We start from the raw sequence: 22,886 nt of genomic DNA, 5'->3' as shown, positions 1-22,886 counted from the left end.
TCTTCGTCCGAGATTGACGAAGATCGTCTAGCGAACTTATGATCAAGCGGGTCTTTTTATATCACTTTCTCCCCAGATAGGGTACTTAGTGCCAATTAAATGCCGAATGTCCTTATACGGGCAAGGCGTCGCACGCCGGGGAACAGTAGTGCTGAGTGTCGTAGCCCTGACGGCGTCGCTCCTCACGGCTCTTCCCACTTCACCCGCCGTGGCGGCTCCCGCCTCTGAACAGGTCCCCACCGCGAACGCTTCGTCTCCCGCCGCCGGAGACCGTACGCGGTTCGTGGACAAGGCACTGGAGGCGGCACAGAAGAAGGCCAAGGAGTCCGGCAAACGCGTCGAGGTACCCTCGCGGTTCAGCGAGAACATGAAGGTGTGGGCGAACGAGGACGGCGAGACCCTCCATGCCGAGCTGCACACCTCGCCGATCCACCTTGAGGTCGAGGGGAAGGACGGCAAGAAGACCTGGAAGGCGATCGACACGACGATCGTCGAGCAGGCGGACGGCTCGTACTCGCCCAAGTTCGTCAAGACGCCGCTCAAGTTCGGCGGCGAGAACTCCAAGACCGTCGTCACCGCATCCGGGGCGGAAGGCAAGGCGGTCGTCGGCTGGGGGAAGAAGCTCCCGAAGCCGACCCTCGACGGCAACACAATCATCTATCGTGATGCGGTCGCAGCCGGTGCGGACCTGGTCGTCACCGCCCTGCCTGACGGCTTCAACCAGGAAGTCGTGTTGCGGGAGCGCCCCAAGGCCCCGCTGACCGTCAACATGCCGGTGACGCTGCCGAAGGGCAAGTCGTACGGCACCGCTACCGATGGTAGGACCCCGCAACTGCTTTCCGCTCAGGGCAAGGCGGAGAGCACTCCGCTGAAGTTCCAGGCGGTCGACGCGGTCGCCGCCGAGTCCTTCGAAGCCGGGCGGACCGCCGAGGTCCCGGTAACCGTCCAGAACACCTCCGCGGGCACCAACCTGGTGCTCACCACGGACGCGTCCTTCCTGTCCAGCGCTACCTACCCGGTGACGATGTCGATCGCCGGCACCTACGTAGGCGCCGGCCTGGCCGGTGACACCTGGGTCAACAAGAACAACCCGACCTCCAACTGGTCGGACGGATATCTGCGGGTCGGCACCACGTCGACCAGCGCGGATATCGCCCGGGTCTACACCAGGTTCATCGTCAACGGCACCGATCTGGACTACGCCACGATCCACAACGCCGACTACATGGTGTGGAACTACCGCTCGGGCGGCGCGGGCACGGCCGGCACCAACTGCGGGGAGATCGGGAGCGGCATCGTCACCCGTATGGTCACCTCACCGATGGACATTTCCACGATGACGTGGAACAGAGGCCAGCCCAGCTACACCACGACCGGCCAGGTCGGCGTGAAGTACGGTTACAGCGACACCACGGGCTGCTCCGGGCCGGGCGAGCTGGTCTACTCGATCGAGACGATCGTGCGGGCGTGGGCGAACGGCACACCTGACTACGGTCTGGTGATGATGGCCCCCTCGGAGTCCGCGGTGCTCAACTGGCGGCAGTACCGCTCGAAGGAGACCGGCACCCACGACCGTGAATTCCCCGACCACGAGCCGATCCTCTTCGTCGAGTACACCCCCGCGCCGCGCGCCGCGGTCGCGTTCTCGACGCTGAAGAAGTTCGACACGCTGCCGACCTACGAGCAGGCGGTCGCTCTTCAGGACTACCAGTCCACTGTGAACGAGACCGGGCCGGTCACCGAGGCCTTCGCCTCGGTCATCCAGGGCGCTCGCGGCCCGAACGACGCCGTCGAGGCGTACAAGGTGGGCACGGACCAGCTCGACGTCCCCGAAGGGGGAAGTTCGGGAGGCGAGGACACCCGGCCACCGAGCCTGATCGGGGTCACCCCGGACCCCGATGCCACCGGCGTGCCCGTCGAGACCACGGTCACGGCCACCTACTCCGAGGACGTCGCCGGCGCCCAGATCGTGCTGAGGGCACCCGACGGTACCCCGGTCGAGGGGGCGACCACCCTGGACGGCACCGGCACAGTGGTGACGTTCACTCCGGCACAGCCGCTGACGCCGGGGACGACGTACTCGGCGACGGCGTCGGACGCGCAGGACATCTGGGACAACGTGGCCGACGACTTCACCTGGTTCTTCACCACCAGCGGCCCGGACACGACGCCGCCCGCGGTCATCGCCACGAACCCGGCCGACGACGCGACTGATGTGCCGGTCGGCACCACGGTCTCCGCGACCTTCAGTGAGCCGGTGACCGACGCTCAGATCGTCGTCGAGAACGCGGACGGCAACGTCATCTCGGGAGGTGTCACGGTGGCCGGGACGCTCGCCACCTTCACCCCGGCTGACCCGCTGGCCGTGAACACGGTCCATCACGTCGAAGTGACCGGCGCCAAGGACGGCGCGGGCAACGTGATGGCGCCGGCGACCTGGACCTTCACCACCGCGTCGGAGCCCGATCCCTCACCGAGCCCCACACCGACCGTTCCCGCCGACACGACTCCACCGGCCGTGGTCAGTGCCAGCCCGTCCTCCGGGGCCACCGGTGTGGCCGTCGGGACCACGGTCGCCGTGACGTTCGGTGAGCCGGTGAACTCGGCCGTGCTCACTCTCAAGGGTGCCGCGGGGGCCACGATCGCCGGCACGGCCGCCATGGACGGCCCGGCGACCACCCTCACCTTCACTCCGGCGCAACCGCTGGCCGTCGGTGTCCTCCACACCGTGGAGGTCAGCGGCGCCCGTGACGCGGCAGGCAACGTCATGATCCCATCGGCGTGGACGTTCACCACGGTCGCGCCCCCCGCGCAGCCGGTCAACCCCAATCCGTTCTTCGAAACCGCCATCGCCCCGTGGACCTCCTGGTACGAAGAGGACGTGCTGTCCCGCTCGACCACCCGGGCCCACCAGGGCGTGGCGTCCGCGAAGTTCGTGCCCATGCTGGACACATGGGGCTGGGCGACCCAGGAATTCCCGCTTTCCGGTGGTGGTGGAAACTACCGGCTGTCCGGCTGGTTCTATCCCTCGGTGCCGGACCCGTTCGAGTACGGGTTCGACTACGGGGTGGAATGGTATGACGCCGACTGGAACCTGCTCTCCGGCGACAACCTCACCGGCACGCCGACGGTCGGGCAATGGCAGCAGGTGTCCGGCATCGTCACCGCTCCCGCCGGGACCGCGAACGCGATCATCTATGTCGGTGTCGGCACCACGATCTTCATGGACGAGCTCACGCTGACCCCGGTGACCGAAGCAGCGGCGGCGCAGACCCTCAGGCAGCGGACTCCTCAGCCCGCGCGCCGCGGGGAAACGCCCTCGCTGCACGACCGCGACCAGGCGGGGACGGTGACCAAAGAGCGGGCGCCGTCGACGCGGGCCACCGCGCAGTCATCGAGCGGCGGGTTCACCTACAACCACGCCTCACTCGAAGAGTGCATCGCGGCCCACAACGCCACCGGTCAGCAGCCTGCCGACGGCAAGCCGGCGAGCGCCAGTCTGCTGGTCCGGCCGTACAGCATGTGCTGGAGCAGTTGGTACTACGTGATGGACTTCATGTGGGCGGCCAGCAAGGGCAGCTGGGTCCGGAAGGCGCTCAAGAACGGCGGGAAGGCCGACGCGATCGAGTTCCGCGCCACCTGGGTGATCAACACCTACCTCGGCACAGCCGACGGCACCGGTGTGGTGGGAGGCGGCGGCTACCGGCCGCAGGAGATCTCGGTATGGACCCGCATCAGCGAACTCACCGCCTATGACGACAACATGGCCACCAACGAGGAGAACGCCCGGGTTCTCGAGCTGGAGGTTGCGCCGAGCGGATCCGGCGGCTCCACGTGTACGCCCACTGCCGGCACCGACGTGGACCGGGACGACACCATCGCCACATGGAGGGCGGACGGAGATGACTACTTCCGGTTCGTCATGGGGGACACCGATGGTGACAAGGTTGACGTCTGTACGCTCCGCCCCACGTTGACCGACGTTCACCAGGAGTGGAGCCTGAAGCCCCTCAGGCTCTGGAACCAGATCGCGTACGACAACAGCTCGGGCCAGGTCAAGGGCAAATGGATCGGCGGCGGCGAACCGTCGGACAACGACCCGCAGGAACTGCCGTACATCCCGCACGTGCGCTGCGACTGGCTGCACCTGGACGAAGAAACGTCGGCGGAGAGCGCGAGGGCCATGGCCGCACCGGACGAACCGACCGGCCACAAAGGCGGGTGCGTCCATGAGCTGGCCAAGCGCATCTTCACGATGAAGGAGTCCCGGGACACTGGTTTCAGCGAGGTCATCAGCCACATCAAGGATGCGCGGAACCAGGCGACGAACAAGTGGACGTTCCCGCCGCTGCGCGATGGGGAGAACTACGGAAACCCGGAGAGCCCTCCGCTCAAGGGGCCGCTCGGCAATGAGAAGCCGAAGGGTGTGATGCGGGGAGACTGGCTGGCCACTGCTGGGACCGAAGCGGCAAAGCCCTTCATCAAAGCGACGAAGGACCAGGAAAAGGAAAACCGGAAGGTGTTCAGCCTGGCTCCGAAGGATTATCCAGTCCACAAGGGCCACTTCCAGGCGGAGGGCCAGTGGTACAGCTACAGTTGGTGCAAGTACTACTGGAAGAGCGTCTACGACGCCAGCCCCAATCCTTCGAAGCTGGTCCAGTGTGACGAGTTCCCCTGGGCCTCGACAACGCAGGGCGCCGCGAACGCAAAGGGGCACTTCTCCATCAGGGCCATATCGACGGCCCACAACGGTTCCCACGGCGGCACCCTCGGGGCGTGGTACGACCAGAATCGGGTGATACCCGGCGACAGCTTCTGGTACGAGATCGTTCCGTAGATATCCAGCAGTAGTTGGTGGCCGCCGGCTCCGGTCGGCGGCCACCTCTGCCATTCGATACATCAAAACGGGAGCCTTGTGGCAAGCCATGGCGAGTTCGACCAGTGGTCGTATTTCGAGGAGCGAGGTCTGGCAAGCAAGTTCACGTGCTCGTGGGTCGAGGCGCCTGACTACCGCACGGTAGTCACCGCGCTGCGGGCGGAGGAGGAGACGCTCGCCTGCGACCTGAACCATGCGCGGCGATGGCACAACCCCTACTCACAGGAGGACGTTGTGTGGGTGGCCGAGCAGAGCCCCGGCTGGGTAAAGATCTTCACCTTGTCCGGATCGTCCATGTGGTGGGCCCTCGACGCGCTCCCGCAGCAGGGCGGCCGGGCCTTCTACCTGTCCTATGACGAGTTGCTCGGCGAAGTCAGCGAACCGGTCTATGTCAACCAGGGCCGCTGGCAGGACATGACCCCGGACTTCTTCGACCGTCCCATGGAGGAGGGCGCGCATCTCGTCGGCTCCTCGGACATCGCCCAGGAGATGAACCTGTTCCTCGCCGTCATCGGGTACACGACCGGCAGGTTCATCGACGACACCTGGTTCACCACGCCGGGGCTGCTCTGCCGCATCCCCGACGGGGCCTGGCCCCGTGAGTGACCAGTGGGGGTTCCTGCTCGGCGCGGGACTGGGACGCGGATTCGCCGGCACCTGGGTCGAGTCGGGCGACGCCGAGGCCGTGGCCGCCCTGCTCGGTGCGGATCTCGCCTCCCGCGAGGATTGCGGCCTCGCAACCGCCATGGCCTGCTACCGGCCGATGGCCTTCACCGAACGCGTCTGGGCCGGCCCTCACTCCGCCGGCTGGACCCATGCCCTGACCATCAGTGGCCCACCACCGGTGACCGCGGGCCTGACGGAGGCGGGACTGCGTTTTCTCCAGATCCGCACCTTGAACCAGCAGGTCGACGATCTCCTGTACGGTGACGGCGTCAGGACCGGCTGGGTGAGCCAGCGGTGGTACGGGGAGGTCTACGCCGAGCCCGGATCCATGCTCGAGCCTTATCTCCGGGAAGTCGGCCCGCCCTCGGTCATCCCGGAGGTCGTGCGCCGGTCCTGGAACACCGAGCCGGAGGGCCACTCGCGGATCTGCCTGGAGACCTATCTTCTCCTCGCCGGGCGCATGAGCGGCCGATTCATCGACGATGAATGGCTGGGCGACGAGAGGGCCCTCTACACCATCCCGCTCCCCGGCCGGCCGGCCGGTGCACCTCGCCCAGGCCGGTCACGGTGACACTCCCGATCGTGGCCGGCATCGCGCGGGAGCTTCGGGCCCGGGCTTCGCGGTGCCGGCTCAGGGATCACCCTGATGCGCCCCGGACCTCCCGGCCGTACGCTGGCGGCGGAACGGGGAGGGACGATGGGGAACGCGGGTCCGGTCGACGAGTACGTCGCGTCGATGCGCCATGCGCTGCGGGGTCCTCGCGGCGCCAAGCGCGACCTGCTGGCCGAGGCGCGCGACAGCCTGCTCGACGCCGCCGAGGCGTACGAGAGCGAGGGCCTGCCCCGGGCCGAGGCCGAGCGGCTGGCGGTCGCCGACTTCGGGACCGTGCCCGAGATCGCGCCGGGTTTCCAGGGGGAACTGGCGGTGAGCCAGGGCAGGCGGACGGCCGCGCTGCTGTTCCTCAGCGTGCCGCTCACCGCGTTCCTGTGGTCGGTGATCTGGCGGGTCTTCCCCGAGACCATGCGAGTCGAGCAGGTCAAGCCGGACTGGTTCGGGCTGCTGGCCAGGACGGTGGACCTGCTCCAGCTCGGCGTGGGGGTGGTGGGCGGCCTCGCGCTGCTCGCGCTCGGCCGGGGGATCCGGCGCGTCCGGCATCCCGCGCGGCTCACCCGGTGGCTGGGCCTGTTCGTCTGGATCCAGACGCCGCTGGTCGGGGCGATGGGCCTGATGCTGGCGGCGGCCGCGCAGGGCCCGGCGGGCTTCACCGACTATCTTCCCGGGCTGGCCGTGGCCCTGGTCAGCGACGCGTTCTCCGTCTGGCAGCTGTACAACGCGGCGCACTGCCTGCGCTGCACCAGGGCGATCTCCGCGCTCAGCGCAGCGGATCGAGAACCCTCCCTATCGCGGTCGTGAACGACCGCCAGGCCGACCGCTCCCCCGCCAGCGCCTTACGCCCGGCGTCGGTGAGGCGGTAGGTCCGCCGTTTGCGTCCGCCGTCGGAGGCCCACTCGCCGGCGAGCAGCCCGGCCCTCTCCAGCCGTCGCAGCGCGGGGTAGACCGTGCCCGTCGGCACGTCCAGGGCGCCGCCGCTGCGTTCGCGCAGCGCCTCGATGATCGCGTATCCGTGCAGCGGCTCCCGTTCCAGCACGGAGAGCAGCAGGGCGTCCATATGGCCCCGGAGCGCGTCGGCGTTCACGCCCGCAGCCTATCCCGGTTCCTCATGCGTCCAAGTCTATATGTAGGCTGTCTATATGTAGACAGGCTACGCATGGAGAGATCAATGGACGTCGTCGGCCTCGCCCGGCTGCAGTTCGCCGTGACCGGAAACCTCCACTTCCTGTTCGTCGTGCTCACGCTCGGGCTGGCCCCGCTGGTGGCGATCATGCACACCCGGTTCGCCATCGGCGGGAATCCCCTGTACGAGCGGATGACCCGCTTCTGGGGGCAGATCTACGTGATCAACTACGCGCTCGGCATCGTCACCGGGCTCGTGATGGAGTTCCAGTTCGGGCTGAGCTGGAGCGGGCTTTCGCACTACGCGGGCGACGTGTTCGGCGCGCCGCTGGCCCTGGAGACGCTGCTCGCCTTCTTCCTGGAGTCCACGTTCCTCGGCCTGTGGATCTTCGGCTGGCACCGGCTGCCGCGCGGACTGCACGTGGCGTGCATCTGGCTGGTGACCCTGACGGCGTACGCCTCGGCGCTGTTCATCCTGGTCGCCAACTCCTTCCTGCAGCATCCGGCGGGCGCGGCCGAGGAGGGCGGGCGGCTCGTGCTGCGCGACTTCGGCGCGCTGTTCACCAACCCCTCGCTCGTCTTCGCGCTCCCCCACGTGCTGGGCGCCGGGCTGTGGGCCGGCGGGTTCGTCGTCATGGGCGCCAGCGCCTACCACCTGTTCCGGCGCACCCCCGAGCGGGAGTTCTTCACCCGCTCCCTGCGCATCGGCGTGCTGACCGCCCTCATCGGGTCGCTGTTCACGGTCGGGTTCGGCTACGCCCAGTTCGGGCCGGTCAGCGACGTCCAGCCGGACAAGTTCCACGGGGCGGCCCCCGGCCTGGCGCTCGGACTGATGATCATGATCGGGCAGCTCGTCCAGTTCGCCGTGATGTTCGTGCTGGCGCCGCTGCTGATCCGCGACCTGCTGGCCCGCTGGCGCTGGCTGCATCCGCTCCTCATCGCCATGACCCCGCTGCCGTTCGTCGCGGCGATCGCCGGCTGGCTCGTCCGCGAGGTGGGGCGCCAGCCCTGGCTGGTGTACGGCAAGCTCTCGGTGGCCGACGCCCTCACCCCCGGGCTGACCCGGGGGGACATCACCGTCTCCTTCGCCGGATTCGTCGGCGTGCTCGGGCTGCTCGCCGTCGTCGACTACGTGCTCATCGCCCGTGCCGTACGGCGCGGCCCGGAGCGGATCGCGCTCGGCGCCGCCGATCTCCCCGTCACCACGCCGCCCGTCCCCGCCCGCTCGCTGTGAGGACACGCGTTTCATGGACATCTTCTGGTTTCTGACGTTCGCCGTCCTGCTCGCCGGCTACTTCGCCCTGGAGGGCTTCGACATCGGGCTCGGCGTGCTGCTGCCCGTGCTTGGCCGCTCCCCCGCCGCCCGGGACCGTCTCGTCGGCGCGATGGCCCCGTTCGTGCTCGCCAACGAGGTGTGGCTCGTGGCGCTCGCCGGCGTGCTGTTCGGGGCTTTTCCGGTGCTGGAGGGCGTGACGCTGAGCCGCCTGTATCCCCTCGTCGTGGCCCTGCTGCTGGCGTGGATCGTGCGCGACGCGGGGCTGTGGTTCCGCCGCAGGGCCGGTGGCGCCGCCTGGCGGCTGGTGTGGGACGGCGCGCTGTGCGCGGGCTCGGCGGGGCTGGCCCTCGCCTGGGGCGCGATCCTGGTGGCCGTCGTGCGCGGTCTGCCCGCCTCGCCCTTCGACGTGCCGGGCGTCGCGGGAGGCGTCGCCCTGCTCGCGTTGCTCGCCTGGCACGGGCGCGCCTTCGCGGCCTGGCGCCTGCAGGACGGCCCGCGCACGGGCGGGCGGGCGCTGCTGCTGTCGGCCTGTGCCGCCGCATCTCCCGCGGTCCTGGTCATGGCGGCCACGGCCGCGCACATGGTCGGCAACACCGCCCCGGATCAGACACTGACTGTGCTCAGTGTCATGGTGGTCCCGTTCGCCCCGATCCTCGTGGGCGCGCAAGTATGGGTGTGGCGCACCTTCTCCAGGGGCGCGCTGCCGACGTTCTTCTGATTGGGGACCGTTGCACAAGGATCTCCTCCGGCTGGCCCGCGCCGAGCGGAGCGTCCGCCTCCACCTCGCCTGCTGCCTGGCGGCGGCGGTGGCGGCCGGGCTGCTCGTGCTCGTGCAGGCGGAGCTGCTGGCCGGGGTGCTCTCCGGCCGCTTCGCGGTCGCCGCGCTGTTCCCCCTCGCGCTCGTCGTGGCCTCCCGCGGGCTGCTCGGCTGGGCGCAGGGCGTGCTCGCGGGCCGCGGGGCCACCGCGCTGAAGTCGGCCCTGCGGCGGCTGCTCCTGGGTCGGGTGGAGGGCCTCGGGCCGGCGTACCGCTCGGGTGAGCTGGTGACGCTCGCGGGCCGGGGACTCGACGCGCTCGACCCGTACCTGACCGGATATCTCCCGTCGGTCGCCGTGGCCGGGGTCGTGCCGCTCGCGGTCGTCGTCCGGCTCTTCGTGGCCGACCTGGCCACCGCCGTGATCGTGGTGCTCACGCTGCCGCTGATCCCGATCTTCGGGGCGCTGGTCGGGTGGACCACCAAGGCGGTGACCGAACGGCAGTGGCGGGCCCTGTCCCGCCTCGGCGGCCACTTCCTCGACGTGGTGCGCGGCCTGCCGACGCTGCGGGCCTTCGGCCGGGCCCGCTACCAGGCATCGGTGATCCGCGAGGTGGCCGAGGCCCACCGCGCCGCGACCATGCGCACGCTGCGGGTGGCGTTCCTGTCGTCGCTGGTGCTCGAACTCGTGGCGTCGCTGTCGCTGGCGCTGGTGGCGGTGCCGGTGGGGCTGCGGCTGCTGTCGGGCTCGCTCGACCTGGGCACGGCGCTGCTCGTGCTGCTGCTGGCCCCGGAGGCGTACCTGCCGCTGCGCGCGATGGGCACGCGCTTCCACGCCGCCATGGAGGGCGTCGCCGCCGCCGACGAGGCGTTCGCGGTGATCACGCCCCCCGAGGGGTCGAAGGAGCCGCAGGAGCGGCAGCCCCGGTTCGCTCCGGCCGTGACGGGCGGCGGACCTCCGCGAATCCGGCTGGAGGACGTCACCGTGCGCTACCCGGGCCGGGAGGAGGCCGCGCTCGACCGTGTGTCGCTGGTCATCGAACCGGGCGAGCGGGTCGCGATCGTGGGCCCGAGCGGCGCGGGGAAGAGCACGCTGCTGCACCTGCTGCTCGGGTTCGTGACCCCGTCCGAGGGGCGGGTGCTGGCGGACGGGACGGATCTGGCCGGCCTCGACCTCGACGAGTGGCGGCGGCGGCTGGCCTTCGTGCCGCAGCGCCCGCACCTGTTCGCGACCTCGGTGGCCGACAACATCGCGCTCGGCTCGGCGGCCACGCCGGAGGAGATCAGAGCCGCCGCCGAGGCGGCGCAGGTGGCGGAGTTCGCCGGCGCCCTGCCACGGGGGTATGACACCCCGCTGGGCGAGCGCGGGGCGAACCTGTCGGCGGGCCAGCGGCAGCGGGTCGCCCTGGCCAGGGCGTTCTGCCGCCCGGCCGCCCAGGTGCTGCTGCTGGACGAGCCCACCGCACGGCTGGACGGCAGGAGCGAGGCGGCGATCGTGGCGGCCACGCGCAGGCTGGCGGAGGGCCGTACGGCGATCATCGTCGCCCACCGGCCCGCGATGATCGACCTGGCCGACCGGGTCGTCCGCCTCGACGGCGGCGCCCTCGTCCCCGCGGTTCCGGTCCCCCCGATCTCCGCACGGGACGGTGAGGCCCGATGAGCCGCACGGGAACGAGCACGGGGACGGCCACGGGGACGGCCATGGAGACGGCCACGGGGACGGCCACGGGGTCGCCGCTGTCAGTTGTCGCCGGGATGGGCCGGCGGCTCGTGCTCGCCGCGCTCGCCGGATCGGCGGCCGACCTCGCGGGGGTCGCGCTCATCGCGTCGGCCGCCTGGCTGATCACGCGTGCCGCCGAGCAGCCGCCGCTGGCGGCGCTGTCGGTCGCGATCGTGGCCGTGCGGGCGTTCGCCACCACCCGCGGCGTGTTCCGGTACGGCGAGCGCCTGGCCGGGCACGACGTCGCGCTGCGTGCCCAGGCGGGCACCCGCGAGCGCCTCTACCGGGCGCTGATCCCGGCCGGGCCGCTGCCGCAGCGCGGGGCCGACCTGCTCAGCCGGATGGTGGACGACACCGACGCCGTGCAGGACCTGCTCGTCCGCTGTCTGCTGCCGGCCGCCGCCGCCCTGGTCACCGGCGTCACGGCCGTCGTCATCGCGGGCTTCCTGCTGCCCGCCGCCGCGTTCGTGCTCGCCGCCGGACTGCTCGCCGCCGGGGTACTGCTGCCCGCAGGCACGGCCGTGGCCGCCCGGCGCTGGTCCGCGCGGATCGCCCCGGCCCGCGCCGACCTGGCGGCCCGGGTGGCCGACCTGGTCCACGGCGCGGCCGACCTCGCGGCGTACGGCGCGCGGGACCGGGCGCTGTCGGCGGCGATGGACGCCGACGGGCGGCTGTCCCGGCTGGAACGGGGACAGGCGCGGATCAACGCCGCCGCGCTCGGCGTCGGCATGCTGACGCAGGGGCTGACCGTCGTCTCCGTGGTCCTGGTGGCCCAGGCCGCCGATCTCGGCCGGGTCGCGACGGCCGTGGCCGCCCTGACCTCGCTGGTCGCCTTCGAGCCCGCGCTGCCCCTGGCGGCGGCGGGCGAGCGGTTCGCGGGGGTGGTCGCGGCGCTGCGCAGGCTCAGGGAGATCGCCGCCACTCCCCCGGCGGTGCGGGAGCCCGCGGATCCGGCGCCCGTGCCCGAGCCGCCGCTGACGGTCGAGGTCGAGGACCTCGTGGTGCGTCACGGCGACCGCGAGCCCGCGCTGGACGGCGTGAGCCTGACGCTGACCCCGGGCAGGCGGGTCGCGGTGGTGGGCCCGAGCGGCGCCGGGAAGAGCACGCTGCTGTCGGCGCTGATGCGGACCGTGGAGTTCGAGTCGGGCGCGATCCGGCTGAACGGCGCCGACGTGCGGCGCCTGTCCTCCGACGACGTGCGGGCGCTCGTCACGGGCCTCACCCAGGACCCGTACGTCTTCCAGGCCACGGTCCGGGACAACCTGCGCCTGGCCGGACCGGAGGCGTCCGCCGAGGACGTCGAGGCGGCCGTACGGCGGGCACGGCTGGACGCGTGGACCGAGCGCACCGGCTGGGACACGGTGCTCGGCGAGGACGGCCGGACGGTCTCCGGCGGCCAGCTCCAGCGGCTCGCGCTGGCCCGGGCCCTGCTGTACGACCCTCCCGTCCTCCTGCTGGACGAGCCTGCCGAGGCCCTCGACGAGGAGACGGCCGACCTGCTGATGGCCGACCTGCTGGACGCCACCCGGGGCCGCACGACGCTGCTGGTCACCCATCGGCTGCACGGCCTGGAGCAGGTCGACGAAATCGTCGTGCTGGAGGGGGGCAGGGTCACCCAGCGGGGTACCCATGCCGGCCTCGTCGCCGTGCCGGGTTACTACCGGGACCTGTGGGAGTCGGAGGAGCTCACCCGCCGCTCCTGAACACCTGGCGTCCCGCTGCCTGTTCGACCACGCGCACGATCGTCGCTTCCGAGCCCGCGCCCTCGAAATGATCGCGCGCCCGGACACCGTCGCACGGAAGGTTTCCGTGAACAAGGCATTGCGGATCAAGTCAAATGTAAGTAATTTTCAGGCAACGCAATGACCTTGCATGGCATTTACCTTCATGCGAGGGGTTGGAGGACGTATGCGTTACCGGCGGTTACTGGCTCTGGCGACGGCAGTGGTTCTCGGGGCGGGGGCGGCACCGGCCGTCCACGCCGACGGCGGGAAGGATCCCTGGATCCTCGGCAAGATCGCGAACATGAGTCTCGAGGAGAAAGTCGGGCAGCTCTTCGTGGCGGACGTCTACGGCGAGAGCGGCGACACGACCAGCCCGGCCGACGTGGCCGCGAACCGGGCGATGTACGGGCCGGACGTCGAGAACGGCGACGACCTCGTCGCCAAGTACAAGCTCGGCGCGATCCTGTACTTCCGGTGGGCGAACAACCTGAACGACCCCGTCAAGACTGCGGGGCTCTCCAACGACCTGCAGCGGGCGGCGCTGGCACAGCCCGCGAAGATTCCGCTGCTGATCGCCACAGACCAGGAGCACGGCGCCGTCTACCGGCTGGACGAGCCGTTCACGGCGTTCCCCGGGCAGATGGCGCTCGGGGCGACCCGCAGCCCGGGTGACGCACTCACCGCCGGGAAGGTCACCGGCCGGGAGCTGAGCGCGCTCGGCATCAACCAGGACTACGCGCCCGTCGCCGACGTCAACGTCAACCCGGGCAACCCGGTGATCGGCGTCCGCTCGTTCGGGGAGAACACCGAACTCGTGTCGGACCTGACGCGAGCCTCCGTCCACGGCCTGCAGCAGGGCGGAGTCTCGGCGACCCTGAAGCACTTCCCGGGCCACGGCGACACGATCAACGACAGCCACAACAGCGTGCCGTGGATCTTCCATACGAAGGAGCAGTGGGAGCGGATCGACGCGCCGCCCTTCCGGGCCGGCATCACCGCGGGCGTCGACATGATCATGACGGCACACGTCGTGATGCCGTATCTGCAGAGCGACTGCGACGTGGTGACCCAGCAGGGCTGCGACCCCGCGACGGTCGACCCGGAGATCATGACCGGGCTGCTGCGCGGCGAGCTCGGCTACGACGGCGTCGTGGTCACGGACTCGCTGGGCATGCAGGGGGTGCGCGACAAGTACGGCGACGACCGCATCCCGGTGCTCGCGCTCAAGGCCGGGGTCGACATGCTCATGATCGTCGATGACCCGAGCAGCACGCTGTCCCTCGATGTCGCCTACAACGCGGTGCTGAGCGCGGTCCGCTCGGGCGAGCTGACCGAGGAGCGTGTCGACGAGTCCGTCTACCGGGTCCTGCGCCTCAAGAAGAATCGCGGCCTCTTCGACGGCGACCGGCAGGTCGACGAGGGCAAGGTGCTCGACCGCCTCGGCACACCGGCGAACAAGGCGCTCGCTCGCGCGGTCGCCAACCACAGCGTGACGCTCGTGCGGAACAGCGCCGGCGTGCTTCCGCTGAAGAACACCGGGCAGCGCGTGCTGGTGACGGGCTACCGCAACGTCACGCCGCCGTCCGTCAAGATCCCGCCGACCGAGCGGCTGGCCAAGGCTATCGGCGCTCTCGGGGTCACCACCGAGATGTTCGAGACGGGGGCGGCCCCCAACCAGGCCACCGTCAACGCCGCGGTGGCCAAAGCCAAGGCCGGCGACGTCGTCGTGGTCACCACGGTGAACTCCCAGAGCTCGGCCTCCCAGCGCAACCTGGTCAACGCGCTGCTCGCCACAGGCAAGCCCGTCGTCATCGTCGCCGCCCGGAATCCGTACGACATCGCGAACTTCCCCAACGCTCCGGCGTACCTCGCGACGTACTCCTGGGAGAAGCCGGCGATGGAGGCCACCGCACGCGTGCTGTTCGGCGAGACCGACCCCAAGGGCAAGCTGCCGGTGACGATACCGTCCGCCGACGGCTCCGTGCTCTACCCCTACGGCCACGGCCTGAGCTACTGAAGCTCCTGACCCTCCCCAAAACGGAGCACCCCCTCCCCAGAACGGAGCACCACCCGATGGGTCAGCTCTTCTCCCGGCGCGCCCTGCTGTCGACCGCCGCCGTAGCCGTGCCCGCCGCCATGGCCGGCACAGGCGCCGGCGTCCCCCGGCTCGGCGACCACCCACTGCCCCGCAACTTCCAGACCGGCGTCCAGGTCCTGATGGCCGGCGACTACACGCACGTGCGGGGCCAGAAGGTCGGCATCGTGACCAACCCGACCGGCATCCTGCCCGACCTCCGCCACGAGGTCGACGTGATGGCCGCCAGCCACAAGATCGATCTCGTCGCGGTGTTCGGCCCCGAGCACGGGTTCCGCGGCACGGCTCAGGCCGGCGGCTCCGAAGGTTTCTACGTGGACGAGCAGACCGGGCTGCCGGTCTACGACACGTACCTGAAGAGCGGTCAGGCGCTGGCCGGCATCTTCACCAGGTCGGGTGTGGACACGATCATGTTCGACATCCAGGACGCGGGCGCCCGCTTCTACACCTACATATGGACGATGTTCGACTCCATGCAGGCCGCGGCGCTGGCCGGCAAGCGGTTCGTCGTCCTCGACCGGCCTAACCCGATCACCGGCCGCCGGGCCTACGGGCCCGTCATGACGCCGCAGTTCTCCACGTTCATCGGCCGGGAGGCGATCTCCCAGGCGCACGGCATGAGTGTCGGCGAGCTGGCGAAGCTGTTCAACGCCGAATTCCTGGACCAGCCGGTGGATCTCACGGTCGTGGAGATGCGCGGCTGGAAGCGGGACCTGGCGTACGAGGACACCGGCATGCCCTGGGTCCTGCCGTCGCCGAACATGCCGACCGTGGACACGGCGTTCGTCTACCCGGGCACCGGCATGTTCGAGGGCACCAACCTGTCGGAGGGACGCGGTACCACCCGGCCCTTCGAGCTCATCGGCGCCCCGTACGTCGACCACCGGTGGGCGGACGCGCTCAACGCGCTGGGCCTGCCCGGCGCCGGGTTCCGGCCGGCCTACTTCACGCCCACGTTCTCCAAGCACGTGAACACACTGTGCGGCGGGGTGCAGCTGTACGTCACCGACCGGAAGGCTTTCGACCCGGTCAAGACGGGCATGGCGATGATCGTCACGGCGAAGCGGCTCTACCCGAACGGCTTCGCCTGGCGGTACGACACCTCCGACCCGGCCCGCCCGTACTGGATCGACAAGATGACCGGCTCGACCCAGGTCCGGACCGACATCGACGCCGGGAAGGGCCCCGACGAGGTCGAGGCCGGCTGGGCCGGCACGCTCGGGGCTTTCGCCACGACCCGCGAGAAGTACCTGATCTACCGCGGAGGGAACTAGCGGTGCGTGCTCTGCCTGTTCTCCTGCTCGCGGTGGCGCTCACCGCGACGACCCCCCTGTCCGCGGCGGCGGCCGTCGAGGGCCCGCCGACCGTCACCATCGGCGACGTGCACTTCGCCGACAAGGAGCTGCGGTACGGCGACGCCGGCATGGCGGGCCTGGTCTCCGAGTACGTGGACCGGATCACGCCCGATGCCGCGAGGTTCATGGCGCCGTCGCCGACGCGGCCGCTCTACGCGGGCGCGGTCGTGATCGCGGGCCGCGACGGCGTGATCGCGACCCACGAGGCGATGGGGAAGGCGGTGCGCTACGCCGATTCCAAGCCCACCGAGCTGCCGCCGGACCAGCAGATGCCGATGCGCAAGGACACGATCTTCGATATGGCGTCGGTGTCCAAGCTGTTCACCTCGATCGTGGCTGTGCACCAGATCGAGCAGGGCCGGATCGGGCTCGACACCCCGGTGACCGCGTACGTCCCCGAGTTCGCGGCGAAGGGCAAGGGTGCGATCACGGTCCGGAACCTGCTCACCCACACGTCAGGGCTGCCGGCGTGGATACCGCTGTACAACTACCCGACCGTGGAGGAACGGTACGCCGCGGTCTGGAACGTCGCCCCGGCGAACCCGCCGGACAGGGTCTACCTCTACTCCGACCTCAACCTGATCACGCTCGGAGTGATCGTGGAGCGGGTGACCGGCAAGCGGCTCGACGCGGTCGTCGCGGAGAGCCTGACCGGGCCGCTCGGGATGCGCGACACCGGCTACAACCCCGACCCGGCGCTCAAGCCGCGGATCGCCGCCACCGAGTACCAGACCACGACGGAACCTGACCGCGGCATGGTCTGGGGCCAAGTGCACGACGAGAACGCCTGGTCGCTCGGCGGGGTCGCCGGCCACGCCGGGGTCTTCTCCACGGCCTACGACATGGCGATCCTGGCCCAGACGCTGCTCAACGGCGGTCACTACGGCCGGGCGCGCATCCTGTCGGAGGACTCGGTACGGCTGCTGCTGACGAACTTCAACACCGGCTTCCCCGGCGACTCGCACGGCCTCGGCTTCGAGCTCGACCAGATGTGGTACATGGAGGGGCTCTCCTCGCCGGTGACCGGCGGGCACACCGGTTACACGGGGACGTCGTTCGTCATCGACCCGCTGTCCGGCTCGTTCGTGATCCTGCTGACCAACCGGGTGCACCCCAGCCGGGACTGGGGCTCCAACAACCCGGCCCGTCGGGCGGTCGCCCGCGACCTGGCGCTGGCCATTCCGGTACGGCCGGACACGGGGCAGGAGGCGTGGTTCTCCGGAGTCGGGGACGCCCGGACGGCGACGCTCACACTGCCGGTCGGCGCGCCGCAGGGCGGGCGGCTCTCCTTCGCCCTGTGGTACGACACGGAGGCGGACTCCGACATCGGGTCCCTCGAGGCCAGCACGGATGGCGGGGCCACCTGGAGCCCGGTGCCGATGGAGCTGAGCGCCGGCCCGCACCGCTGGTCGTCGGACGGCACGTTCTCGGGTTTCGAGGGCCGCCGGTGGCTGCGCGCGGAGGCCGGCCTCCCCGCCGGGACCACAGGGCTGCGGTGGCGCTACGTGAACGACCCGCTCTACCAGGGCCGCGGCGTGTACGTGGACACGGTGCGGATCAGCGGGCCGGGGGTTCACTTCGAGGACCAGAACCCGCACGACGCGGACCTGTTCGTCGCCGACGGCTGGACCCGATCCATGTATTGACGTCCGGCTCAGACCGGAATCGATTGTGTAACGCGTTCTTCTACGAGGGGGAGAGATCCGTGAGGGATGATGAGCTCGAGGCAGTCAAGGTGACGGCCCCCACCGAACGTGCCAACCCGCGTACGGCCGACATCGACCTCCGTTCCACCCTCGACACGCTGAAGCTCATCAACCACGAGGACTGCCTGGTCGCCCCGGCGGTCCGCGCCGTCCTCCCCGAGCTGGCCAAGGCCGTCGACCTCGGGGTGAGCGCACTGCTGGCGGGCCGGTCGATCCACTACTTCGGCGCGGGCAGCTCCGGCCGCATCGCGGTGCTCGACGCGGCCGAGCTCGTGCCGACGTACACGATCGACCCGCGGCAGGTCGTCGCGCACCACGCCGGCGGCATCGCCGCCTTCGAGCAGGCGATGGAGAACGTGGAGGACGACGAGGCGACGGGCGCCGCCGAGGCGCTCGGCCTGGGCGAGGGCGACCTGGCGATCGGGCTGTCGGCCAGCGGGCGCACGCCGTACGTCGCGGGGGCGCTGCGCGCGGCGAGCGCGGCCGGGGCGGCGACCGTCCTGGTGTCGTCGAACCCACCGGCCCCGCTCGGCGGCGAGGTCGACGTCCACGTCGCGGTCGACACCGGCCCCGAGGTCATCGCGGGATCGACGAGGATGAAGGCCGGAACCGCGCAGAAGCTCGTGCTGAACTCGTTCTCCACTGCGGTCATGATCCGGCTCGGCAGGACATACTCGAACCTCATGATCGACGTGACCGCCACCAACGCCAAACTCCGCGGCCGCCTGGTCACGATCCTCGAAGAGGCCACCGGCCGCGCCGAGGCGCAGTGCGCCGAAACACTCACCGCGGCAGAGGGGGACCTGAAGGTCGCCCTGGTCTGCCTCCTCGCCGATGCCCCCGTGGGAGAGGCGCGAACGGCACTACAGGCCGCCGGCGGCAGGGTCCGCGCGGCGCTTGCCGAACTGGCTACGAGCCGAAAGGAAGTCTCATGAGGAGAAGGTGGATCGCGGGGGCGATCGGGATGCTCGCGGTGGCGCTGGCGGCGTGCGCGCCGGGGGGCGGCGCGTCCGAGCAGGGCGGCGCAGCACAGGGCGACAATGCGGGCGGTGACAAGGTCACGCTGAGTCTGTGGTCGTGGCGGGTGGAGGACGTCAAGGCGTACGAGAAGATCCTCGCCAAGTTCGAGGAGTCGCATCCGAAGATCCATGTCGAGTTCAAGCCGTTCCAGGCCACCGAGTACAACAACATCCTGGCCACGGGCCTGTCCGGCACCGCCGGGCCCGACGTCGCCCAGCTGCGGGCGTACGGCGGGCTCCAGCCGCTGGTAGAGGCGGGCCAGCTGGCGCCGCTGGACGGCAAGGTGGAGGCGCTGTCCGGCTTCGACGCCAAGCTGCTGGAAGGCGCCAAGGGCCACAAGGACGGCAAGATCTACGGCGTGCCGTTCGCCTACCAGACGCTCCAGGTGCTCTACAACAAGAAGCTGTTCGGCGACAACGGCGTCCAGACCCCCGCCACCTGGGACGACATGATCGCGACGGCCAGGAAGCTGAAGGCGGCCGGGATCACGCCGTTCGCCGTCGCGGCCGGGCCCGACGCGACCTGGACACTGCCGATCGTCCACGAGATCTTCGGCAACGCCCGCTACGGCAGCACCAAGTTCCGGGACGCGCTGCTGACCGGCGAGAAGAAGTTCACCGACCCCGACTTCACGGCCTCGATCAAGATGATCAAGGACCTTGAGCCGTACTTCCCCAAGGACGTGGTGGCGGTCAAGATCCCCGACGTCCAGGCGCTGTTCGCCACCGGAAAGGCCGCGATGTACCCCACGGGCAGCTTCGACCTGGCGCCCGTGCTCGCGGCCAACCCGAGCCTGGAGATCGGCGCCTTCCAGGTGCCGCCGCCGCCCGGCTCCCCGGTGACCACCCCCGTCACGCCGGGCTGGGCCGACGGCTCGTTCGGCGTCAACGCCAAGTCAGCCCACCAGGCCGAGGCGCTCGAACTGGTCAAGTGGATGGCGACGCCGGAGTTCGGGCAGCTCTACGCGAGCGAGCTGAAGCAGTTGTCCGCGGTCCCCGGGGTCACGCCGTCGGACCCGCTGCTGGCCGAGATGGCGAAGAACTACGCCGCCAACGGCGCGCCGTACACGCTGCTCGTCGACTTCCGGTACGGCCAGCCGAACGGTGACGCGGTCTTCCGGGACGAGGTGCAGAAGATGCTGGTGGGCCAGACCGATCCCAAGGCGGTCGCCGAGAGCGTGCAGAAGGGCGTCGGGCAGTGGTTCAAGCCGGGGAACTGAGCACGCCCCGACGCTCTCCCGAGCGACCTCCCGGACGCTTCTCCGGACGCTTCTCCGGACGTCGCCCGGCACGTACCGGCGCCGGTCGCCGGTACGTGCCGCGGTGGCGGGTGCTGGCCGTCTTCCTGCTGCCCGCGTTCCTGCTCTACTCGGTCTTCATCGTCTATCCGCTGGTCACCGCGCTCGACTACAGCTTCTTCGAGTGGCGCGGGATCCGGCAGACGGGGTTCGCCGGGCTCGGCAACTACCGGGACCTGTTCAGCGTCTACCCCTACGACCAGCAGCTGTGGCGGGCGCTGGCGCACAACGCGCTGTTCTTCGCCGGGACGATGCTGATCCAGAACACGGTCGGGCTGCTGTTCGCCCTCCTGCTGTTCCGTCACGGCCGCGGCAAGCGGTTCCTGCAGGCCGCGTTCACCACGCCCTACCTGGTGGATCCGCTGGTCGTCGGCTACCTGTGGAGCCTGCTGCTCAACCCGACGTTCGGCCCGGTCAACTCGCTGCTCGAGGCGGCCGGGCTGGACTCGTGGGCGCTGCCCTGGCTGGGCGACACGCGTACGGCGCTGCCGGTCGTCATTCTGGTCAACGCGTGGCAGTGGGTGGGCTTCCCCATGCTGTTGTTCTCCGCCGCGCTCGCCGGAATCCCGGCCGAGTATCACGAGGCCGCCCGGGTCGACGGGGCCTCGGCCTGGCAGGCGTTCCGGCGGGTGACGCTGCCGCTGCTCACCCCGGCGATCGGCGTGGTGAGCGTGCTGACGTTCATCGGCAACTTCAACGCCTTCGGGCTGGTTTACGCGATGGCCGGGTCGACCGGGTCCCCGGCGGGCTCGACCGACGTGCTCGGCCTGCTGTTCTACCGGGTCGCGTTCGTGGAAGGCGGCGTGAACGCGATCGGGCGGTCGTCGGCGCTCGCCGTGCTGATGTTCGTGTTCATCTTCGGCGTCTCACTGCTGGCCAGCTCGTACTTCCGCCGTCGGGAGAGGAGGCTGCTGTGACGGCCCGGCACCGGGCTCCGGGGCGCGTCGCCGTCCACCTGCTGCTGTGGGGGTACGCGGTCGTCGCGCTGCTGCCGTTGGTCGTCATGCTGCTCAACTCGCTGCGGCCCACCAGCGAGATCTTCACCGCGCCGCTGGGGCTGCCGGCGTCCCCCACGCTGCGCAGTTACGCCCGGGTGTGGACGGAGGCGTCGTTCAGCACCTACCTGCTGAACTCGCTGACCGTCACCTGCGGCGCCGTGCTGCTCGGCACGGCGGTCTCCGCGCTGGCGGCCTACCCGCTGGCCCGCTACGACTTCTTCGGAAACCGGGTGCTCGGGGCGTACTTCCTGGCGGGGCTGATGCTGCCGATCCGGCTGGGCCTGGTGCCGATCTTCTACCTCATGGACTCCATGGGGCTGATCGACTCGCTGCTCGGGCTCACGCTGCTGTACGCCGCGTCGGGGGTGCCGTTCTGCATGTTCGTGCTGTCGGCGTTCTACCGTTCCCTGCCCGGGGAGCTGGACGAGGCGGCACGGCTCGACGGCGCCGGCGAATTCCGGATCTTCGGGCAGATCATGCTGCCGCTGGTGCGGCCCGCGCTGGCCTCGGTGACGCTGTTCCAGTTCGTGCCGCTGTGGCATGAGTTCCTCTACCCGCTGGTGCTGCTGCGCTCCGACGAGAAGTTCACGATCCCGCGCGGGCTGTCGCAGTTCTTCGGCGAGTACACGACCGACTGGTCGGCGCTGTTCGCCGGGCTGGTCCTCGCCACGGCGCCGCTCTTCGTGCTGTTCATCCTCGCGACCAAGCAGATCATCGCCGGGCTGACCGCCGGCATGAGCAAGTAGAGGCAGGGCGGCATGGGCCCCGGCGGAGACTACTCGAACGGGATTCTCGTGCGGCTGCGCGGCGCGATCCGGTCTCTGCGGCCCGCGGAGCAACGGGTCGCGCACGCGGTGCTGGCCGACCCCCAGGGCGTCGCGGACCGGCCGATCGGGGCGCTCGCCCGCGAGTGCGGCACCTCGGAGGCCACGGTGCTGCGCTTCTGCCGGGCCATCGGGCTGCGCGGCTACCCCGAACTGCGGATCGCGCTCGCCCGCGAGGCGACGCTGGAGGCGTCGCGTGCCGGGGACTCCCGCCCGCTCGACGGCGACATCAGCGCCGACGATCCGCTGCACGAGATCGTCGCCAAGATCGGCTACAGCGACTCCCGCGCGGTCGCGGAAACCGCCGAGCACCTCGACACCGCCGCCCTGGAGCGTGCGGTCACCGCGATCGCCGAGGCCCGCCGCGTGGACCTCTACGGCGCCGGGGCGAGCGGCTTCGTCGCGGCCGATCTGCACCAGAAGCTGCACCGGATCGGCCTGATGGCCTTCGCCTGGCAGGACTTCCACAGCGCGCTCACCTCGGCCGCGCTGCTTCGCAGGGGCGACGTCGCGATCGGCATCTCGCACACCGGCACCACCGTCGACGTCCTGGACGCGCTGCGGCTCGCCGCCGACCGGCAGGCGACCACGATCGCGATCACGAACTTCGACCCCTCACCGATCACGGAGCTCGCCGACATCGTGCTGAAGACCGCGGCCCGCGAGACCCCGTTCCGCTTCGGCGCGATGGGTAGCAGGATCGCCCAGCTCACCGTCGTCGACTGCCTCTCCGTCGGGGTGGCCGCCCGGCTCACGTACGACGAGACCCTCACCGCCCTGGAGGACACCTTCCGCGCGATAAGCAGCCGCCGGCGCAAGTAGCCACTCTTCCGGAGAAAA

Annotated in this window: 17 protein-coding genes; 16 read left to right on the top strand and 1 reads right to left on the bottom strand. The window is 70.3% G+C overall.

The window, feature by feature from the left end:
• Positions 1 to 283 precede the first annotated feature (283 nt).
• The 4 genes from HHX30_RS14110 (at position 284) to HHX30_RS14095 (ending at position 6,956) form a co-directional block, all read left to right on the top strand.
• On the top strand, positions 284 to 4,837 hold the full coding sequence (locus HHX30_RS14110) for an Ig-like domain-containing protein (RefSeq protein WP_169982369.1): 4,554 nt from the start codon (positions 284 to 286) through the stop codon (positions 4,835 to 4,837).
• Positions 4,838 to 4,915: 78 nt separating this feature from the next.
• On the top strand, positions 4,916 to 5,482 hold the full coding sequence (locus tag HHX30_RS14105; protein WP_169982368.1) for a hypothetical protein: 567 nt from the start codon (positions 4,916 to 4,918) through the stop codon (positions 5,480 to 5,482).
• On the top strand, positions 5,475 to 6,113 hold the full coding sequence (locus tag HHX30_RS14100) for a hypothetical protein (RefSeq protein ID WP_169982367.1): 639 nt from the start codon (positions 5,475 to 5,477) through the stop codon (positions 6,111 to 6,113). Before HHX30_RS14105 ends, HHX30_RS14100 begins: the two co-directional genes overlap by 8 nt.
• A 126-nt stretch (positions 6,114 to 6,239) precedes the next feature.
• Positions 6,240 to 6,956, top strand: coding sequence for a permease prefix domain 1-containing protein (locus HHX30_RS14095; protein WP_169982366.1), 717 nt, complete (start codon positions 6,240 to 6,242; stop codon positions 6,954 to 6,956).
• On the opposite strand, the gene HHX30_RS14090 is transcribed toward HHX30_RS14095, so the two are convergent.
• Positions 6,916 to 7,239, bottom strand: a complete 324-nt coding sequence (locus HHX30_RS14090; protein ID WP_169982365.1) for a helix-turn-helix transcriptional regulator — start codon at positions 7,237 to 7,239, stop codon at positions 6,916 to 6,918. The genes HHX30_RS14095 and HHX30_RS14090 overlap by 41 nt on opposite strands.
• 84 nt (positions 7,240 to 7,323) lie before the next feature.
• On the opposite strand from HHX30_RS14090, the gene HHX30_RS14085 reads away from it, so the two are divergent.
• The 12 genes from HHX30_RS14085 (at position 7,324) to HHX30_RS14030 (ending at position 22,868) form a co-directional block, all read left to right on the top strand.
• Positions 7,324 to 8,511 (top strand): cytochrome ubiquinol oxidase subunit I, encoded by a 1,188-nt coding sequence (locus HHX30_RS14085; RefSeq protein ID WP_169982364.1) that lies wholly within the window; start codon positions 7,324 to 7,326, stop codon positions 8,509 to 8,511.
• 13 nt (positions 8,512 to 8,524) lie between these two features.
• The gene (locus tag HHX30_RS14080; protein ID WP_169982363.1) at positions 8,525 to 9,271 is read left to right on the top strand and encodes a cytochrome d ubiquinol oxidase subunit II; all 747 of its coding nucleotides are present in this window, start codon (positions 8,525 to 8,527) and stop codon (positions 9,269 to 9,271) included.
• A gap of 10 nt (positions 9,272 to 9,281) precedes the next feature.
• Entirely contained in the window at positions 9,282 to 10,967 is a 1,686-nt protein-coding gene (gene cydD / locus HHX30_RS14075) for a thiol reductant ABC exporter subunit CydD (protein ID WP_169982362.1), read from the top strand.
• On the top strand, positions 10,964 to 12,730 hold the full coding sequence (gene cydC, locus HHX30_RS14070; protein ID WP_249350010.1) for a thiol reductant ABC exporter subunit CydC: 1,767 nt from the start codon (positions 10,964 to 10,966) through the stop codon (positions 12,728 to 12,730). Before cydD ends, cydC begins: the two co-directional genes overlap by 4 nt.
• Positions 12,731 to 13,052: 322 nt before the next feature.
• Complete coding sequence (locus HHX30_RS14065) at positions 13,053 to 14,768, top strand: glycoside hydrolase family 3 protein (protein WP_169982361.1); 1,716 nt, start codon at positions 13,053 to 13,055, stop codon at positions 14,766 to 14,768.
• A gap of 56 nt (positions 14,769 to 14,824) precedes the next feature.
• On the top strand, positions 14,825 to 16,120 hold the full coding sequence (locus HHX30_RS14060; protein WP_169982360.1) for an exo-beta-N-acetylmuramidase NamZ domain-containing protein: 1,296 nt from the start codon (positions 14,825 to 14,827) through the stop codon (positions 16,118 to 16,120).
• 2 nt (positions 16,121 to 16,122) lie between these two features.
• A complete protein-coding gene (locus HHX30_RS14055) occupies positions 16,123 to 17,847 on the top strand; it encodes a serine hydrolase (protein ID WP_211591988.1) in 1,725 nt (574 codons plus the stop codon).
• 59 nt (positions 17,848 to 17,906) lie between these two features.
• Positions 17,907 to 18,842 carry an N-acetylmuramic acid 6-phosphate etherase gene (locus HHX30_RS14050; RefSeq protein ID WP_310741868.1) on the top strand — a complete coding sequence of 312 codons (936 nt, stop codon included), beginning with the start codon at positions 17,907 to 17,909 and terminating at the stop codon, positions 18,840 to 18,842.
• Positions 18,839 to 20,146, top strand: coding sequence for an extracellular solute-binding protein (locus HHX30_RS14045; protein ID WP_169982358.1), 1,308 nt, complete (start codon positions 18,839 to 18,841; stop codon positions 20,144 to 20,146). The genes HHX30_RS14050 and HHX30_RS14045 overlap by 4 nt, the downstream gene beginning before the upstream one ends.
• A 95-nt stretch (positions 20,147 to 20,241) precedes the next feature.
• Positions 20,242 to 21,141, top strand: a complete 900-nt coding sequence (locus tag HHX30_RS14040) for a sugar ABC transporter permease (protein ID WP_311922370.1) — start codon at positions 20,242 to 20,244, stop codon at positions 21,139 to 21,141.
• Entirely contained in the window at positions 21,138 to 21,968 is an 831-nt protein-coding gene (locus tag HHX30_RS14035; protein ID WP_310741866.1) for a carbohydrate ABC transporter permease, read from the top strand. The genes HHX30_RS14040 and HHX30_RS14035 overlap by 4 nt, the downstream gene beginning before the upstream one ends.
• 12 nt (positions 21,969 to 21,980) lie before the next feature.
• On the top strand, positions 21,981 to 22,868 hold the full coding sequence (locus HHX30_RS14030) for a MurR/RpiR family transcriptional regulator (RefSeq protein WP_169982357.1): 888 nt from the start codon (positions 21,981 to 21,983) through the stop codon (positions 22,866 to 22,868).
• The last annotated feature ends 18 nt before the right edge of the window (positions 22,869 to 22,886 follow it).

Origin of the sequence: Microbispora sp. H10836, assembly GCF_012999525.1 — a bacterium.
Lineage (GTDB): Bacteria > Actinomycetota > Actinomycetes > Streptosporangiales > Streptosporangiaceae > Microbispora.
This window is presented reverse-complemented; position numbering and strand designations above follow the sequence as displayed.

Coding starts and splice junctions, on each gene's coding strand:
- HHX30_RS14095 (WP_169982366.1), top strand. CDS start 6,240: ATGGGGAACGCGGGTCCGGTCGACGAGTACGTCGCGTCGATGCGCCAT.
- HHX30_RS14030 (WP_169982357.1), top strand. CDS start 21,981: ATGGGCCCCGGCGGAGACTACTCGAACGGGATTCTCGTGCGGCTGCGC.
- HHX30_RS14085 (WP_169982364.1), top strand. CDS start 7,324: ATGGACGTCGTCGGCCTCGCCCGGCTGCAGTTCGCCGTGACCGGAAAC.
- cydC (WP_249350010.1), top strand. CDS start 10,964: ATGAGCCGCACGGGAACGAGCACGGGGACGGCCACGGGGACGGCCATG.
- HHX30_RS14065 (WP_169982361.1), top strand. CDS start 13,053: ATGAGTCTCGAGGAGAAAGTCGGGCAGCTCTTCGTGGCGGACGTCTAC.
- HHX30_RS14045 (WP_169982358.1), top strand. CDS start 18,839: ATGAGGAGAAGGTGGATCGCGGGGGCGATCGGGATGCTCGCGGTGGCG.
- HHX30_RS14080 (WP_169982363.1), top strand. CDS start 8,525: ATGGACATCTTCTGGTTTCTGACGTTCGCCGTCCTGCTCGCCGGCTAC.
- HHX30_RS14060 (WP_169982360.1), top strand. CDS start 14,825: ATGGGTCAGCTCTTCTCCCGGCGCGCCCTGCTGTCGACCGCCGCCGTA.